The organism is Nocardioides pacificus, assembly GCF_054775955.1.
In genome coordinates this window covers 328,403-344,201 of sequence record NZ_BAAHCI010000011.1, presented here as the reverse complement: position 1 = coordinate 344,201, position 15,799 = coordinate 328,403, and the positions used below count along the sequence as shown (strand labels likewise).

Sequence of the window (15,799 nt, the reverse complement as noted above, 5' to 3'; positions counted from 1 at the left end):
GCTCGTTGCTAGGGTCCGGGGGTGCTGGACGGCTCGATGACCCCCGCCGAGCGCACCGGCATCGTGCGCGACAGCCTGGCGGTCGCGGTCGCGACCGGCGCCTACGGCATCTCGTTCGGCGCCGTGTCCGTGGCCAGCGGGCTGTCGGTCGTCCAGTCGTGCGCCCTGTCGCTGCTGGTCTTCACCGGCGCCTCGCAGTTCGCCTTCGTGGGGGTGATCGCCGCGGGAGGCACCCCGCTGTCCGGGGCCGTCACGGCCCTGCTGCTGGGCAGCCGCAACACCCTCTACGGCCTGCGGCTGGCCCCGCTGCTGGCGTGGCGCGGCTGGCGTCGTACGGCGGCGGCGCACGTGGTCATCGACGAGTCGACGGCGATGGCCATCACCCGCGACTCCACGAGCGCTGCCCGGCTGGGCTTCCTCACGACCGGGGTGGGGGTCTTCGTGCTCTGGAACCTGGCCACGCTGGGCGGGGCGGTCGCCGGCGAGGCACTCGGGGACCCACGCACCTACGGGCTGGACGCCGCGGTGGGGGCGGCGTTCATCGCTCTGCTCTGGCCCCGGCTGGGTGAGCGGCGCCACCAACTGGTCGCGACCCTCGCGGCGACTGCGGCACTGTGCCTGGTCCCCCTCACCGCCGCCGGCGTCCCTGTGCTGGGGGCCGGGGCCGTCGCCCTGCTGGCCGGGGTCACGCTGCGCTCCGGCCCTCCCAGCGACCCGACCGGTGGCCCGTCAGGTGGCGCCTCGTGATGTGGGCGGTGATCGTCGCGACCGGCGTGGGCTGTTGGCTGCTCAAGCTGGCCGGCCTCTCCGTGCCCCCGTCGGTGCTCGACCGCCCGGTGGTCCGGCGCGTCGCCGACCTGCTCCCCGTCGCCCTGCTGGCGGCCCTGGTGGCCGTGCAGGTCTTCAGTGACGGGGACTCGCTCGCGATCGATGCTCGGGCGGCCGGGCTCGGTGTCGCGGTGCTGCTGCTGACGCTGCGCGCGCCGTTCCTCCTGGTCGTGGTGGGGGCCGCCGCGACCGCCGCTCTTCTCCGGCTCTGAGCCCGGATTCGCCAGTCATCTGTGTTCACCCCCGTCTATCTGCGCCTATCGGGAAGAACTCCCACGCCTGCGCCACCAACGCGCAAGAGCTCATCAAGGTCGGCGACGGCGACACGGTCGTCGTCTTCGGTGCCGGCCCGATCGGCTGCATCCACATCCGTCTGGCCCGCGCCAACGGTGCCGCGCGCGTGTTCCTCGTCGACGTCAACGCCGAGCGTCTCGAGATGTCCGCCAAGGCCGTTGGCCCCGACGAGGCCATCAACGGCGCCGAGGTGGACGTCGTCGAGCGCGTGATGGAGCTGACCGAGGGCCGCGGCGCCGACGTCGTCATCACCGCCACCGCGGCCGGCATCGTTCAGGAGCAGGCCATACGGATGGCGGCACGCCGCGGCCGGATCTCGTTCTTCGGCGGGTGGGGAGGCCATCAAGGTCACCGTGGAGCCGTGACTTTCACACGTTGACGTGGGAAGACCCCACTCACCACGCGATCCTTCACGTGGCAAGTGGGGTTTTCACTCGTTAACGTGGGAACCCTCGCGTCACTCACGCCACGCCGACGGCGCTCCAGGCGGCGGCGACGGCGGCGTGCTGGGCGCTGCCGCCGCCGTAGAGGTCTGAGGCGGCCTGGAGCGTCGCCGTGCGGGCGCCGGCGTACGACGTGCCCGAGGTCATGTAGACCGACAGGGCGCGATACCAGATCTTCCCCGCGGCGTCACGGCCGATCCCCGCGACGGTCGAGCCGTCGCAGGTCGTCGACGAGTGGGCGGTGCCGCCGATCGTCTTGGCCCCCGAGCCCTCGGCGAGCAGGTAGAAGAAGTGGTTGCCCACCCCCGACGAGTAGTGCACGTCGAGGCCGCCCACACCCGCCGTCCAGCAGTCAGCGGACTCGCCGTCGCGGCTGGGCTGGTCCATCCGCCGCAGGCCGGTGTGGCTCTTCAGGTCGAACTCCTCCCCCACGAGATAGTCGCCGGGGTCGTTCGGGTTGGCAGCGTGGAACTCCACGAGCGTGCCGAAGATGTCGGAGGTCGCCTCGTTGAGGCCCCCGGACTCGCCCGAGTAGGTGAGGTCGGCGGTGTTCTCCGTGACGCCGTGCGACATCTCGTGTCCGGCCACGTCCAGGGAGACCAGCGGTCCGTAGTTGACCCCGTCGCCGTCGCCGTAGGTCATCTTCTTGCCGTCCCAGAAGGCGTTGACGTAGTTCGACCCGTAGTGGACGCGACTGAGGGAGCCGGTGCCGTTGCCGAAGATCCCGTTGCGACCGTGCACGCTCTTGAAGTAGTCCCAGGTGACGTTGGTGCCGTACTGCGCGTCGACCGCCGCCGACTCCCGGCTGCTGGTCGCGCCGGTGCCGAAGGACGCGTCCGGGCTCGTGAACGTGGTCCCGGCACTGCAGCCCAGACTCATGATCTGGCAGAGCACCGAGTCGGTCCTGTTCTTCATGTCGGTCGTGTAGGTGTTGCCGCGGGTGGGGTCCTTGAGCTGGTGCGTCCCGCTGGCCAGCGTCAGCTGGAGCGGCACCGTCCCGCTGTAGAGCGAGGCGCCCTGCCCGTCGACGGTCTGGATCTGCTGCTCGGTGCGCACCAGCCGGCCGCTGCGCGCGTCGACGTACGACGCGAGCCGGCTCGGCGTCCCGTCGGCCTGCACACCACCGGTGAGCACCTCCCACACCAGCTTCGGTGCGGATCCGGTGGCGTCGACGACGAGCCTCGGCTCACCCTGCTGGCGCAGTCCGCTGATCCGGCGCGTGACCGGGCCCAGCTCCAGCGCGGCCTCCGCCGCCTCGACGGCAGGCACGACCGGCTCGGTCTCAAGGGAGAGCCTCATCCTCAAGGTCTGGCTGACCCCCTCCCAGCCGTCCTTCGGTCCCTGGTGCACCACGAGGTCGCCGCCGAGCACAGGCAGCCCGCGGTAGGTGCGGTCCATCCGGACGTGGGTGGAGCCGTCGGGGTCGACCAGGGTGCTGGTGGGGTCGAACGCCTGCCCGGGCGCACGGCGCGCCACGCCGGGGTGCTCGCGCAGCGCCTCGAGCGCGGCCGCCGACGCACCGGCCGCACCCGGCGGTTCGGCAGCGGTCGCGGCGGGGGCGGCGCCGATCCCGGTGATCCCGGTGGCGATTGCGGCGAGTGCGGCGAGCCCAACAGTCCTTCGCATGGAGGTCCTCTCTGGTGGCGCCCTGGTGCGCACCGGGGCGCGCACGGGCCCCGGCATCAGGGTGCCGGTACCAGAGCGGACGGTTGCGGGGGCGCTGCGAAATGTGGATGCCCGAGACAGGGCGCCCCTGGGTCGACCCTGGGGTGCGCAGCAGGCTGTCAGACCAGACGGCGCGGCGGTAGCCCTCGGTGCGTGCAAGTTCGTGCGCCGCACGAACTTGCAGGGTCGTCCTGTCGATCAGTCCAGATCGAGGAAATGCTCCAGCCCGACGGTGAGTCCCGGATGAGATCCGACGGCCCGCAGCCCCGCGAGCACCCCGGGCGTGAACGACGCGCGGTCGAGTGAGTCGTGGCGGATGGTGAGCGTCTCCCCCACCCCGCCGAGGATCACCTCCTGGTGCGCGACCAGGCCACGGATGCGCAGCCCGTGCACCCGTACGCCGTCCACGTCCGCGCCGCGGGCCCCCTCCAGCCCGGTGGAGGTCGCGTCGGGCTGGGCGCCCATCCCCGCCTCGCGCCGGGCGGCGGCGATGAGCTCCGCCGTACGGCGTGCGGTGCCGGAGGGCGCGTCCGCCTTGTCCGGGTGGTGCAGCTCCACGACCTCCACGGACTCGTAGAAGGGCGCGGCGGCGGCGGCGAAGCGCATCATCAGGATCGCCCCGATGGAGAAGTTGGGGGCGATGAGCACGCCGACCCCGGGAGCCTGCGCCAGCCACTCCCGCAGGGTCGCGAGGCGCTCCTCGTCGAAGCCGGTGGTCCCGACGACGGCGTGGATGCCGTTGTCGATGCAGAAGCGCAGGTTGTCCATGACCACGTCGGGGTGGGTGAAGTCGACGACCGCCTCGGCGCCGCCTGCCACGAGGTCCGCGAGCGCGTCTCCGGCGTCGACCTCGGCCACGAGCTCGGTGTCGTCGGCACCGCGCACAGCCGCACAGACCTCGCTGCCCACCTTGCCTCGGGCTCCCAGCACGCCGACTCTCAGCAGCCTCTCCGCCGCACCCAACACCGGGCTGCCGGCTCCGTCCACGGACTCCTCGTCTGATGCACTCACGTGTCCAACCTATCGTTCACGATGTCCGATCCCCGTGCCGGTGACTGACTCTCGGACGCGATAGTGGCAGGCTGTCACCCATGGCACAGGCGATACCGGCGCGAATCAGATGGGCCGTCGACGTGATGGACGTCCGTCCCGATGACTCCGTACTGGAGATCGGATGCGGACCCGGCGCGGGAGCGGAGCTGATCTGCGCGCGCCTCGAGACCGGCAAGCTCTTCGCGATCGACCGCTCCGAGTCAGGGGTCGACCGCACGAAGCGACGCAATGCGAAGTACGTCGAGGCCGGGCGCCTCACGGTGCGCCAGATCGACCTGGCGACACTGCGGGTGCCCGTCAAGCGCCTGGACAAGGTCTTCGCGTTCAACGTGAACCTCTTCTGGGTCCGCGAGTGCGCCGACGAGATCGCCCTGCTGCACGAGCGACTCGTGCCGGGCGGATCGATCTTCCTCTTCTACGAGGCGGTCAACCGCGACGGGCTCCCCCACATGATCGAGAAGGCGTCCAAGGCGCTGGCCGACGGCGGCTTCCGGGTCTCGCTCGTCGAGCAGAAGGCCCCGCCGGTGGTGGGCATCATCGGCCGCAGATAACCCCAGCCCAGCCCAGCCCAGCCCCAGCCCACCGCCGAGTCGGCGCTACTTCACCGCCGAGTCGGCGCTACTTCACCGCCGAGTCGGCGCTACTACACCGGCTCGGGGCCGACGATGGCCAGCACCTCGGGCTGCGCGAAGATCTGGGCTGCGAGGGCACGCACCTCGTCGAGCGTGACGGCGTCGATGCGGGCGATGACCTCGTCGAGGCTGAGCATCTCGTCGTAGACGAGCTCGGCCTTGCCCAGCCGCGACATCCGGGACCCGGAGTCCTCGAGCCCGAGGACCAGGCCGCCGCGCAGCTGCCCCTTCCCGCGGGCCAGCTCCTCGGCCGTGATCCCCTCGCGCGCCACCAGCGCCAGCTGCTCGCGCACGGTGGCCAGCACGTCGTCCAGCTTGGCCGGCAGGCAGCCCACCGACACTCCCACCAGGCCGGCGTCGGCGTGGTGGGAGGCGAAGGAGTAGACCGAGTAGGCCAGCCCGCGGCGCTCGCGCACCTCTTGGAAGAGCCGGGACGACGTGCCGCCCCCGAGCGCCGTGTTGAGTACGCCGAGGGCGAAGCGCCGCTCGTCGTTGCGGGTGATGCCCTTCATGCCCAGCACGAGGTTGACCTGCTCGAAGGGACGTACGGCGCTGGCGGTCCCCGGCGTGACCCGACGGGCCTGACGGGGCGGAGCCGGACGCACCGGCGCCTCGGAGCCCTTCAGGAAGCCGTTGCGTCCGAAGGCGGTGCGCACCTGCCGCACCACCGCGGCGTGGTCGACGTTGCCGGCCGCGGCCACCACCATGTTGGGCGCGCGGTAGTGCGTGCGATAGAAGCGGGCGATTTGCGCACGCGTGAGCGCGGCGATCGAGCCCTCGGTCCCGGCGATGTCACGACCCAGCGGGGAGTCCCCCCAGGCCTGCAGGGCGAAGAGGTTGTGGACGACGTCGTCGGGGTCGTCGTCGTGCATCGCGATCTCGTCGAGGATGACGTCGCGCTCAGCCTCGACGTCCTCGTCGAGCAGGGTGGAGCTGGTAAGCATGTCGCCCAGCACGTCGACGGCCAGAGGGAGGTCGACGTCGAGCACGCGGGCGTGGAAGCAGGTGTACTCCTTGGCCGTGAACGCGTTGAACTCGCCGCCCACCGCGTCGAGCTCGACCGAGATGTCCATCGCGGAGCGCTCGCGGGTGCCCTTGAAGAGCAGGTGCTCGAGGAAGTGGGAGCAGCCGTGCAGGCTCGGCGTCTCGTGGCGGGAGCCGACGCCCACCCAGACGCCGACGCTCGCGGAGCGCACCCCGGCCATCTGCTCGGTCACCACGCGCAGCCCGCCGGGCAGCACCGTGCGCCGGATCTGCGACGTCACCACTCCGGACTCGTCGGTCACGGTCTGGAGGGTGCGGGTGCTGCCGACGGGCTGGGAAACGGCCAACCGGCCAGCAGATGCCTGCTGGCCGGTTGCCGTGTCTCGCCCCCGGAGGGGTCGGGTCATGCTCAGTCCTCGGCCGGAGCCCCGGCGTCACCCGTGTCGTCGGCACCGTCGGCCGACTCCTCGACCACCGGGATCAGCGACAGCTTGCCGCGGTCGTCGATCTCGGCGATCTGGACCTGGACCTTCTGGCCCACCGAGACGACGTCCTCGACCGCGTCCACGCGCTTGCCGCCGGCCAGCGAGCGCAGCTTGCTGATGTGCAGCAGGCCGTCCTTGCCGGGCATCAGCGAGACGAAGGCGCCGAAGTTGGTCGTCTTCACGACCGTGCCGAGGTAGCGCTCGCCGACCTCGGGCATGGTCGGGTTGGCGATCGCGTTGACCGCCTGGCGGGCCGCCTCCGCGGCCTCGCCGTTGGTCGCACCGATGTAGATCGTGCCGTCGTCCTCGATGGACAGCGACGCACCGGTGTCGTCCTGGATCTGGTTGATCACCTTGCCCTTCGGGCCGATGACCTCGCCGATCTTGTCGACGGGGATGCGCACCGTGATGATGCGCGGCGCGTGCAGCGACATCTCCTCGGGAGCGGTGATCTCCTCGTTCATGACCGCGAGGATCGCCGTGCGGGCGTCCTTGGCCTGGTTGAGCGCGGCCGCGAGGACCTCGGCGGGGATGCCGTCGAGCTTGGTGTCCAGCTGGAGCGCGGTGACGAACTCCGGGGTGCCGGCGACCTTGAAGTCCATGTCGCCCATGGCGTCCTCGGCACCGAGGATGTCGGTCAGCGCGACGTACTCGGTCTTGCCGTCGACCTCACCGGAGATGAGGCCCATCGCGATGCCGGCGACGGGGGCCCGCAGCGGGACACCGGCCTGGAGCAGCGACAGGGTCGAGGCGCAGACCGAGCCCATCGAGGTGGACCCGTTGGAGCCCATCGCCTCGGAGAGCTGACGGATCGCGTAGGGGAACTCCTCGCGCGTCGGCAGCACGGGCAGCAGCGCACGGCGCGCGAGCGCACCGTGGCCGACCTCGCGGCGCTTGGGCGAGCCCACGCGACCGGTCTCGCCGGTGGAGAACGGCGGGAAGACGTACTTGTGCATGTAGCGGCGCGTCTTCTCCGGGGAGAGCGTGTCGAGCTTCTGCTCCAGCGTGAGCATGTTCAACGTGGTGACACCCAGGATCTGGGTCTCGCCGCGCTCGAACAGCGCCGAGCCGTGGACGCGCGGGATCACGCCGACCTCGGCGTGCAGCGGGCGGATGTCGGCCAGGCCGCGGCCGTCCATGCGGATCTTGTCGCGCAGCACGCGCTCGCGCATGAGGGACTTCGTGACCGACTTGAACGCGGCCCCGATCTCCTTCTCGCGCCCCTCGAACTGGGCGCCGAGCTGGTCGAGCAGCGACGCCTTGACGGTGTCGAGCGCGGCCTCGCGCTCGAGCTTGTCGGCGATCACCAGGGCGGCGGAGGTGCCCTCGGAGGCGGCAGCGAGCACGGCGTCGTAGACGTCGTCCTCGTAGTCGAGGAAGACCGGGAAGTCCTGGACCGGCTTGGCGGCCTCCTTGGCCAGCTCGGCCTGGGCCTCGCACAGCTGCTTGATGAAGGGCTTGGCCGCGTCGAGACCGCCGGCGACGACCTCCTCGGTGGGCGCCTGCACGCCGCCCTGGACCAGGGTCCAGGTCTGCTCGGTGGCCTCGGCCTCGACCATCATGATCGCGACGTCGCCGGTGTCGGTGACGCGGCCGGCGACGACCATGTCGAAGACGGCGTTCTCGAGCTGGCTGTGGGTCGGGAACGCCACCCACTGGCCCTCAATGAGCGCGACGCGCACGCCGCCGACGGGGCCGGAGAACGGCAGGCCGGAGAGCTGGGTCGACAGCGACGCGGCGTTGATCGCCAGCACGTCGTAGGGGTGGTCGGGGTCGAGCGCCATCACGGTGATGACGACCTGGACCTCGTTGCGCAGACCCTTCTTGAAGGTCGGGCGCAGCGGCCGGTCGATCAGGCGGCAGGTGAGGATCGCGTCCTCGCCGGGACGACCCTCGCTGCGGAAGAACGAGCCGGGGATCTGGCCCACGGCGTACATCCGCTCCTCGACGTCGATCGTCAGGGGGAAGAAGTCGAAGTGGTCCTTGGGGTGCTTGCCGGCCGTCGTGGCCGAGAGCAGCATGGTGTCGTCGTCGAGGTACGCCGTCACGGAGCCGGCGGCCTGCCGGGCGAGCAGCCCGGTCTCGAACTTGATGGTCCGGGTGCCGAACTTGCCGTTGTCGAGAACGGTCTCGACGGCGGAGATAACCGGGCCGGCCTGGGTGGAGTCTGTCAAGGGTTCATCCCTTTTCTCTTCGCGGAGCGATCCGCAAGTCCGCCTGCGTCGGCGGGGCATCGAAGGTGTCCCGCCTGGGTGTGCCCTCCCGTGCTTGCGTGGGAGGGGGCCGGTCTTCGATCGAGGCCCGCGGAGCCCAGCTCCGAAGGCCACTACCGAGGACCGGGCCGGCGTCTGCGGGTCGCTCCTGGTGATGTGTTCAGTGTGGAGTTGTGGGGTGCTGCACGTTCGTCGTACGGGGAGGTCTGGAGCCGACACTAACGAATCCGGCCCGCGGGCCGAAACCCGCACGCGCCCAGAGCGCGAGAAGCGGCCGCCACCAGGGGTGGCGACCGCTCCTCACAGAGACGTCAGACAGATCAACGACGCAGGCCGAGGCGCTCGACGATCGAGCGGTAGCGAGCGATCTCCGTCTTCTGCAGGTAGTTGAGCAGGCGACGGCGCTGACCGACCAGCAGCAGCAGACCACGACGGCTGTGGTGGTCGTGCTTGTGCTGCTTGAGGTGCTCGGTGAGGTGCGCGATGCGGAAGCTCAGCAGCGCGATCTGCACCTCGGGCGAACCGGTGTCGCCCTCGGTCGTGGCGTACTCGGCGATGATCTTCTTCTTGGTCTCCGCGTCGGTACCGATCGACATACGGGGGCTCCTTTCGATTCGCTGCGCGGCGCGCCGGGGCCTGTTCACCCGGGCACTCTGGATCCGCGGCCGTTCGTACGGCGGTGTTCTGGTGCGTCACCCGCGATCTGTCAGGCGGACCTGACCCGGGCAACCGCACAAGATTATCAGCGCGACGGGTCGCCGGACTAATCGTGCCGCCGGTCCGACGGCCGGCCCCTCCCACTCTGGTGTCCGAGTCCAACAGGGTCCGTGCGCGCGGACCGTTCCCCCGACGCGTCGTCGGTGTGAGGATGCCCGGATGGGCGTGGAGAAGCGGATCGGCGTGTGCAACCTGTGTGAGGCCATCTGCGGGCTGGAGCTGACCCTCGAGGACGGTGCCGTCACCTCGGTGCGCGGCAACCCCGACGACCCGCTCTCGCGTGGCCACATCTGCCCCAAGGGCGTGGCCATCGCGGACCTCCACACCGACCCCGACCGCCTGCGCCGCCCCCTGATGCGGATGGGCTCCGAGCCCGACGGCAGCCCGCACTGGCGCGAGGTCGGCTGGGACGAGGCCCTCGACGCCGTGGCCGACGGCCTGGCGCGCACGATCAACGACCACGGCAAGGACGCCCTCGGGGTCTACCTCGGCAACCCCAACGCGCACAGCCTGGGGTCGCTCACCCACGGGACGGCGATGGTGAAGTCGTTCCGCACCCACAACAAGTTCAGCGCCACGTCGGTCGACCAGCTGCCCCACCAGCTGGTGGCGTACCTGATGTACGGCCACCAGCTGTTCCTGCCGATCCCCGACATCGACCGGACGTCGTACTTCCTGGTGGTGGGGGCCAACCCGATGGCGTCCAACGGGTCGCTGATGACCGTCCCGGACTTCCCCGCCCGGCTGCGCCAGCTGAAGGCTCGCGGCGGCCGGATGACGGTGCTGGACCCGCGTCGCAGCGAGACGGCCCGGGTCGCCGACGAGCACCACTTCGTGCGGCCGGGGACCGACGCCCACGTGCTGCTGGCGATGGTGCAGGTGATCCTCGCCGAGGACCTCGCCACTCCCCCGTCGTACGTCGACGGGCTGGGGGCCGTCGCGGAGGCCGTCGCCGACTTCACCCCCGAGCGCGCGGAGGCGGCCAGCGGCGTCCCCGCCGGCGAGATCCGCCGCATCGCCCGCGAGTTCGCGGCCGCCGAGAGCGCGGTGGCCTACGGCCGGATCGGGGTCTCGACCCACGCGTTCGGCACCGTGTGCCAGTGGGCCGTCCAGCTGCTCAACCTGTTGACGGGCAACCTCGACCGGGTCGGGGGCGCGATGCTCACGAGCCCCGCGATCGACGCCGTCGGCACCGGCCTGATCGGGCGCGGTCACCACGACGTGTGGCGCAGCCGGGTCCGCGGCCTGCCGGAGTTCGGCGGCGAGCTTCCGGTGGCGGCCCTGCGCGAGGAGATCGAGACCCCCGGGGAGGGGCAGATCAGGGCGATGCTGGTCGTCGCCGGCAACCCGGTGCTGTCGACGCCCGACGGGGTCCGGCTCGACCGGGCGCTGGCCGGGCTCGACTTCATGGCCTGCGTCGACATCTACCTCAACGAGACGACCCGGCACGCCGACGTGATCCTGCCGCCGACGACCGCTCTGGAGCGCGACCACTACGACCTGGTCTTCCACGTGCTCGCGGTCCACAACACCGCTCGCTTCACCCCGGCCGTGCTGCCCAAGCCGCAGGGCGCCCTGCACGACTGGGAGATCTACCGCGAGATCGTGCTGCGCACCCAGCGCCGTCTCACCAACCGGCCGCCGCGGAAGGTGCGGCTGCAGCAGCGGCTGCGGCTCTCGACGAGCCCCACCCTGCTCGTGAGCATGCTGCTGCGGCGCGGGAGGTCCGGTGTCACGCTGCGCCGGCTGCGGGCGACCCCGGCCGGGATCGACCTCGGCCCGCTGCGTCCTGGACAGCTGCCGGAGCGGCTGCCGCACCGCAGCAGGCGGGTCGATGCCGCGCCCGGTCTCGTCCTGGACGACCTCGCCCGCCTGCGGGACGCCGCGGCGCCCGCCGGCGACGAGCTGGTGCTCATCGGTCGCCGCCACCAGCGCGACTGCAACTCCTGGCTGCACAACGTCGAGAGGCTGACCCGGGGCCGTCCGCGTCACCAGCTGCTCATGCACCCGGAGGACCTCGCCGAGCACGGCCTCGAGGAGGGAGCCTCGGTCTGCGTCACGTCCCGGGTCGGCGCCGTCGAGGTGGAGGTCCGGGCGACCGACGAGATGATGCGCGGCGTGGTCAGCCTCCCCCACGGCTACGGGCACCAGCGTGCCGGCGCCCGGATGGCTCACGCCGAGCAGGTCCCCGGAGTGTCGGTCAACGACCTGACCGACCCGGACCTGCTCGACGTGAGCGGCAACGCCGCGCTGACCGGCGTCCCGGTCACGGTCACGGCGGCCGGACGCTAGCCGACCGCCCCCTCCCGTCAGCCCACCCCGTCAGCCCACCGACGTCAGCTGCTGCGCGGACTCCGGCTCGACGACCGTGCGCCCCACCGGGGGCCTCGGCCGCGTCGGCCACCACACCCGGTCCCCCAGGAGCACCAGGATGGCCGGCATCGTGACGAGCCGGATCAACGTGGCGTCGAGGAGGATCGCCACGGACAGCCCCACCCCCATCATCTTCATCTCCATCATGCTGAGCGTCGCGAAGATCGCGAACACCGACACCATCACCGCGGCCGCGCTCGTCACCACGCCTGCGGTGTCGCGGATCCCGCGCTCCACGGCGAGCCGTGTCGGGAGGCCGGAGGCGACGTGCTCGCGGATCCGGCTCAGCACGAAGACCTGATAGTCCATCGAGAGCCCGACCAGCACCACCATCACGAACACCGGGATCCAGTCGATGACGAAGCCGGGACTGGTGAAGTCGAGCAGCCCCTCGGCCCAGCCGTGCTGGAACACCGCGGTCAGCACGCCGAAGGCGACCCCGACCGACACCGTGTTGAGCAGCAGGGAGACGAGGGCGATCCACAGGCTTCGGAAGGCCAGCCCCATCACCAGGAGCGTGAGGACCAGCACCGCGCCGATCACCAGCGGGAGCCGTTCGCGCAGCAGGTCGACGAAGTCCATCGAGCCGGCCGCCCCGCCACCGACCGCGACCTCCACCGGCAGGTCGCCCAGCGCGGCGGGGGCGAGCTCACCGCGCAGGTCGCGCAGGGCCTCGTCGACGGCGGGGTCGGACTCCTCGAAGGGCATCGCCAGCTGAAGCACCGACGTCGTCCCGTCAGCGGAGACCTGGACCGGGTCACGTCCCGCGTCGACGAAGTCACCGGTCCCGATCGCCGCGTCCTGGAGCCGGCCCAGCGCGGCGTCGACGGCGTCGTGCTCGGCCGCCGGACCGCGGACGACGACGTCCGCTGAGGCCCCCTCGACGGGGAACTCCTCGGCGATCTGGAGGAAGGTCTGCACCTCGGGGATGGACGTCGGCAGCGTCTGCAGGTTGGAGGCGTGCAGCTTCATCCCCAGCGCCGGGGCAGCGAGCAGAAGCAGGACGATGGTGGAGACACCGAGAGCGGCCACCGGGCGTCGCAGCACGGGGCCCAGCAGCCGGCTGCTGATCCCGCCGCGACCGATGCGCCGGTTGACCCGCCACAGGAGCGGGACGCGCGGTCGGTCCACCCAGCGGCCCAGCTTGACCAGCAGGGCCGGCAGCACGGTGATCGAGCCCAGCACCGCGATCGCCACCACCAGGATCGCCCCCGAGGCCAGCGAGTCGAACGTCGAGCTGCCGATCAGGAAGAGCCCGGCCATCGAGGCGATCACCGCGCCACCGGAGACGAGGATCGAGTGACCCGAGGTCTCGGCGGCGATCTCGACCGCGTCGAGCGTGCCTCGGCCGGCGGCGCGCTCCTCACGCTCGCGCTTGAGGTAGAACAGGGAGTAGTCGACGCCGACCGCCATGCCGATGAGCACGATCATGCTGGAGACGGTGGGCTCCGCGTGGATCAGGTGGGACAGCGGCGCCGTGATCCCGATCGTGGCGGCGACGCTCGTGACGGCGAGCAGCACGGGCAGGCCGGCGGCCACCAGCGCCCCGAAGGCGAGCAGCATGAGCAGCAGGGTGATGGGGAGGCTGATGCCCTCCGCGGCGGACAGGTCGTCGGCCACCTGGGCGTTGATGCTCTCGTCGAGCGTGAGGTCCCCGGCCTGGCGCACCACCAGGCCCGGGTGGTCGGCCTGCACCTCCGCGGTGACGTCGAGCATCGGCCCCGGCTCCTCGTGGTCGTCGGCCACCTGGACCGCGACGAGCAGCGCGGAGCGGTCGCCGTTCCACTGCGGCGCGCTCACCGCGTCCACCCCCTCCACGCCCGACATCGCGGCACGCAGCTCGTCGGCGGCCGCGGCCGCGTCCTGCTGGTCGAGAGCAGCGCCGTCGTTCGCCGTCACCAGGACGCTCTCGCTCGAGGGGTCGTCGAGTCCCGCCTCGTGCATCATCGCGTCGGCACGCCCCGACTCACCGACCCTGTAGTCGGCGTCGGTCGTGTCCTGCGTGGGTACGGCGGCCGCCAGGGCCACCGCGACCAGGACGAAGGCCAGCCACGCCCCGATCGCGCGCCAGGGGTGCGTGGCGCTCCAGCGGGCGACACGTTGGGGTATCGCGGTCAACGGGTTGGACATGGCAGGCTCCTGCGGTCGTGCCGGAATCGGATACGACCAGCCTGGTGCGCCGCTCCGGCCCGGTCAGGGGTCCGCGCACCCGACTCGACGGGGGTGCCTGCACCACCGCGTCGGCGGCCGGAGGCGAGGAGGATGGGGCGGTGAGCATCCCCACGACGACCACTCCCGCGCGTCCCCAGGAGCCCGGTCGCCCCAGCAGTCTGAGAGCCAGCCGTCTGAGAGTCAGCCGCCTGAGGCTCACGGCGTACGCCGCCGCCCAGCTGCTGATGGCCGTGGCCGCCCTGCTCCTCCTCGTCCTGACGGTCGCAGGCGGTGTGCTCGCGATCATCTGGGTCGGGATCCCGCTGCTCTTCGTGACGATCCCCGCCACGCGGTGGCTCGCCGACCGGCACCGGTCCATCGCCGGCGAGGTGCTGGGGACCCCCATCCCGCCGCAGTACCACCCCCGGCGCCCGGGCAGCCCCATCGACCGGATGACCGGCTGGGCCTCCGACCCGATGACGTGGCGCGACCTGGGTTGGCTCATCGCGGCAGGGACCGTGGGGCTGGCCGCGTCGCTGCTGACGATCGTGCTGTTCCTGGCCGTGGTCACCGGCTTCCTGTGGTGGTACGGCGTCGAGCCGATCATGCGGGCGCGCTGCGCGATGGACCGCTGGCTGCTGTCCTACGGCCACGCGGAGCGTCTCGAGCAGCGGGTGCAGGTGCTCACCGAGACCCGGGCCGACGCCGTCGACCACTCGGCCGCCGAGCTGCGCCGGCTCGAGCGCGACCTGCACGACGGCGCCCAGGCCCGGCTGGTGGCGCTGTCGATGAGCCTGGGGTTGGCCGACACGCTCTTCGACAGCGATTCCGAGGCGGCGCGCAGGCTGGTTCGCGAGGCGCGGGCGACCAGCGCCGGCGCCCTCGGCGACCTGCGCGCAGTCGTGCGCGGCATCCACCCGCCCGTGCTCGCCGACCGGGGGCTCGGCGGGGCGGTCGAGGCGCTCGCTCTCGACCTGGCGCTCCCGGTGTCCGTGCAGATGGACCTCGCCGGCCGGCCCCCGGCGCCGGTGGAGTCGGCGCTCTACTTCGCCGTCGCGGAGTGCCTGACCAACACCGGCAAGCACGCCGCGGCGGAGCATGCGTGGGTGCGCGCCACCCATGCGGACGGGGTGCTGCAGGTGGTGGTCGGCGACGACGGCCGCGGGGGCGCCGATCCGGGCGACGTCTCCGCTCAAGAGTACGGCGTCGGGACCGGCATGCTGGGGGTGATGCGCCGCCTGGCCGCCTTCGACGGCACGATGAGGGTCTCGAGCCCGGACGGCGGGCCGACCGTCGTGACCCTGGAGGTGCCGTGCGTCTTGTCCTCGCCGAGGACCATGCCCTCCTGCGAGCCGGACTGATCCAGCTCCTGGAGGCCACCGGCTTCACGATCCTGCACGCCGTCGGGGACGCCCCGTCGCTGGAGCTCGCCCTGCAGGACCCCGACGCCGACGCCGCCGTGGTCGACGTACGCCTGCCTCCCACGCACACCGACGAGGGCCTGGTGGCGGCGATCGCCGTGCGAACGGCCCGCCCGGGCTTCCCCGTGATGGTGCTGTCGCAGTACGTCGAGCACCTGTACGCGCGCGAGCTGCTGGCCAGCGGCGAGGGGGCGATCGGCTACCTGCTCAAGGACCGGGTGGCCGACGTGGCGGAGTTCGTCGACGGCATCAGACGCGTGGCGGCGGGCGGCACGGTGCTCGACCCGGAGGTGGTGGCGGCGATCATGGCGCGGCGCCGCAGCCAGCCCATCGACCGGCTCACCCCCCGCGAGCGCGAGGTGCTGGCCCTGATGGCGCAGGGGCGCTCCAACGCCGCCATCGCCGGGGCACTCGTCGTCTCGGAGAAGGCCGTGGCCAAGCACATCAACAGCATCTTCACCCGGCTCGACCTGCCGCCGGCGCCCGACGACCATCGCCGGGTGCGCGCCGTGCTGGCCTGGCTGCGCCCCTGAGCCGGGC

General features: G+C 71.8%; 12 protein-coding genes and 1 pseudogene. 7 read left to right on the top strand and 6 right to left on the bottom strand.

All coding sequences use genetic code 11. The features are described from left to right. The first annotated feature begins 21 nt into the window (after positions 1-21). From ACYU7L_RS15230 to ACYU7L_RS15220, 3 genes and pseudogenes are all read left to right on the top strand, one after another. Positions 22-747: an AzlC family ABC transporter permease gene (locus ACYU7L_RS15230; RefSeq protein ID WP_460798196.1), complete on the top strand. Its 726-nt coding sequence runs from the start codon at positions 22-24 to the stop codon at positions 745-747. Further along, positions 747-1,040, top strand: a complete 294-nt coding sequence (locus ACYU7L_RS15225) for an AzlD domain-containing protein (protein ID WP_460798831.1) — start codon at positions 747-749, stop codon at positions 1,038-1,040. Before ACYU7L_RS15230 ends, ACYU7L_RS15225 begins: the two co-directional genes overlap by 1 nt. Before the next feature lie 65 nt (positions 1,041-1,105). Continuing rightward, positions 1,106-1,453: pseudogene (locus ACYU7L_RS15220) on the top strand (zinc-binding dehydrogenase); the annotation flags it as partial. 130 nt (positions 1,454-1,583) lie between these two features. Here the strand turns inward: ACYU7L_RS15220 and ACYU7L_RS15215 are convergent. Then, positions 1,584-3,191 (bottom strand): M4 family metallopeptidase, encoded by a 1,608-nt coding sequence (locus tag ACYU7L_RS15215; RefSeq protein WP_460798194.1) that lies wholly within the window; start codon positions 3,189-3,191, stop codon positions 1,584-1,586. 237 nt (positions 3,192-3,428) lie between these two features. Next, positions 3,429-4,175, bottom strand: coding sequence for a 4-hydroxy-tetrahydrodipicolinate reductase (dapB, locus tag ACYU7L_RS15210; protein ID WP_460798826.1), 747 nt, complete (start codon positions 4,173-4,175; stop codon positions 3,429-3,431). A 146-nt stretch (positions 4,176-4,321) separates the two neighbouring features. Here dapB and ACYU7L_RS15205 point away from each other — a divergent pair, with 146 nt between their 5' ends. After that, positions 4,322-4,834, top strand: coding sequence for a class I SAM-dependent methyltransferase (locus ACYU7L_RS15205; RefSeq protein ID WP_460798192.1), 513 nt, complete (start codon positions 4,322-4,324; stop codon positions 4,832-4,834). A gap of 92 nt (positions 4,835-4,926) precedes the next feature. On the opposite strand, the gene ACYU7L_RS15200 is transcribed toward ACYU7L_RS15205, so the two are convergent. From ACYU7L_RS15200 to rpsO, 3 genes are all read right to left on the bottom strand, one after another. Next, positions 4,927-6,201 (bottom strand): M16 family metallopeptidase, encoded by a 1,275-nt coding sequence (locus ACYU7L_RS15200; RefSeq protein WP_460798190.1) that lies wholly within the window; start codon positions 6,199-6,201, stop codon positions 4,927-4,929. 107 nt (positions 6,202-6,308) lie between these two features. Continuing rightward, positions 6,309-8,618: a polyribonucleotide nucleotidyltransferase gene (locus ACYU7L_RS15195; protein ID WP_460798188.1), complete on the bottom strand. Its 2,310-nt coding sequence runs from the start codon at positions 8,616-8,618 to the stop codon at positions 6,309-6,311. A gap of 299 nt (positions 8,619-8,917) precedes the next feature. Next, positions 8,918-9,193: a 30S ribosomal protein S15 gene (gene rpsO / locus ACYU7L_RS15190; RefSeq protein WP_460798184.1), complete on the bottom strand. Its 276-nt coding sequence runs from the start codon at positions 9,191-9,193 to the stop codon at positions 8,918-8,920. A gap of 280 nt (positions 9,194-9,473) precedes the next feature. Here rpsO and ACYU7L_RS15185 point away from each other — a divergent pair, with 280 nt between their 5' ends. Then, positions 9,474-11,606, top strand: a complete 2,133-nt coding sequence (locus ACYU7L_RS15185) for a molybdopterin-dependent oxidoreductase (protein ID WP_460798180.1) — start codon at positions 9,474-9,476, stop codon at positions 11,604-11,606. Positions 11,607-11,636: 30 nt separating this feature from the next. On the opposite strand, the gene ACYU7L_RS15180 is transcribed toward ACYU7L_RS15185, so the two are convergent. Continuing rightward, the gene (locus tag ACYU7L_RS15180) at positions 11,637-13,817 is read right to left on the bottom strand and encodes an MMPL family transporter (RefSeq protein ID WP_460798176.1); all 2,181 of its coding nucleotides are present in this window, start codon (positions 13,815-13,817) and stop codon (positions 11,637-11,639) included. A 140-nt stretch (positions 13,818-13,957) separates the two neighbouring features. On the opposite strand from ACYU7L_RS15180, the gene ACYU7L_RS15175 reads away from it, so the two are divergent. After that, positions 13,958-15,199 carry a sensor histidine kinase gene (locus ACYU7L_RS15175; RefSeq protein WP_460798174.1) on the top strand — a complete coding sequence of 414 codons (1,242 nt, stop codon included), beginning with the start codon at positions 13,958-13,960 and terminating at the stop codon, positions 15,197-15,199. Further along, positions 15,151-15,792 (top strand): LuxR C-terminal-related transcriptional regulator, encoded by a 642-nt coding sequence (locus ACYU7L_RS15170; protein ID WP_460798171.1) that lies wholly within the window; start codon positions 15,151-15,153, stop codon positions 15,790-15,792. The genes ACYU7L_RS15175 and ACYU7L_RS15170 overlap by 49 nt, the downstream gene beginning before the upstream one ends. The last annotated feature ends 7 nt before the right edge of the window (positions 15,793-15,799 follow it).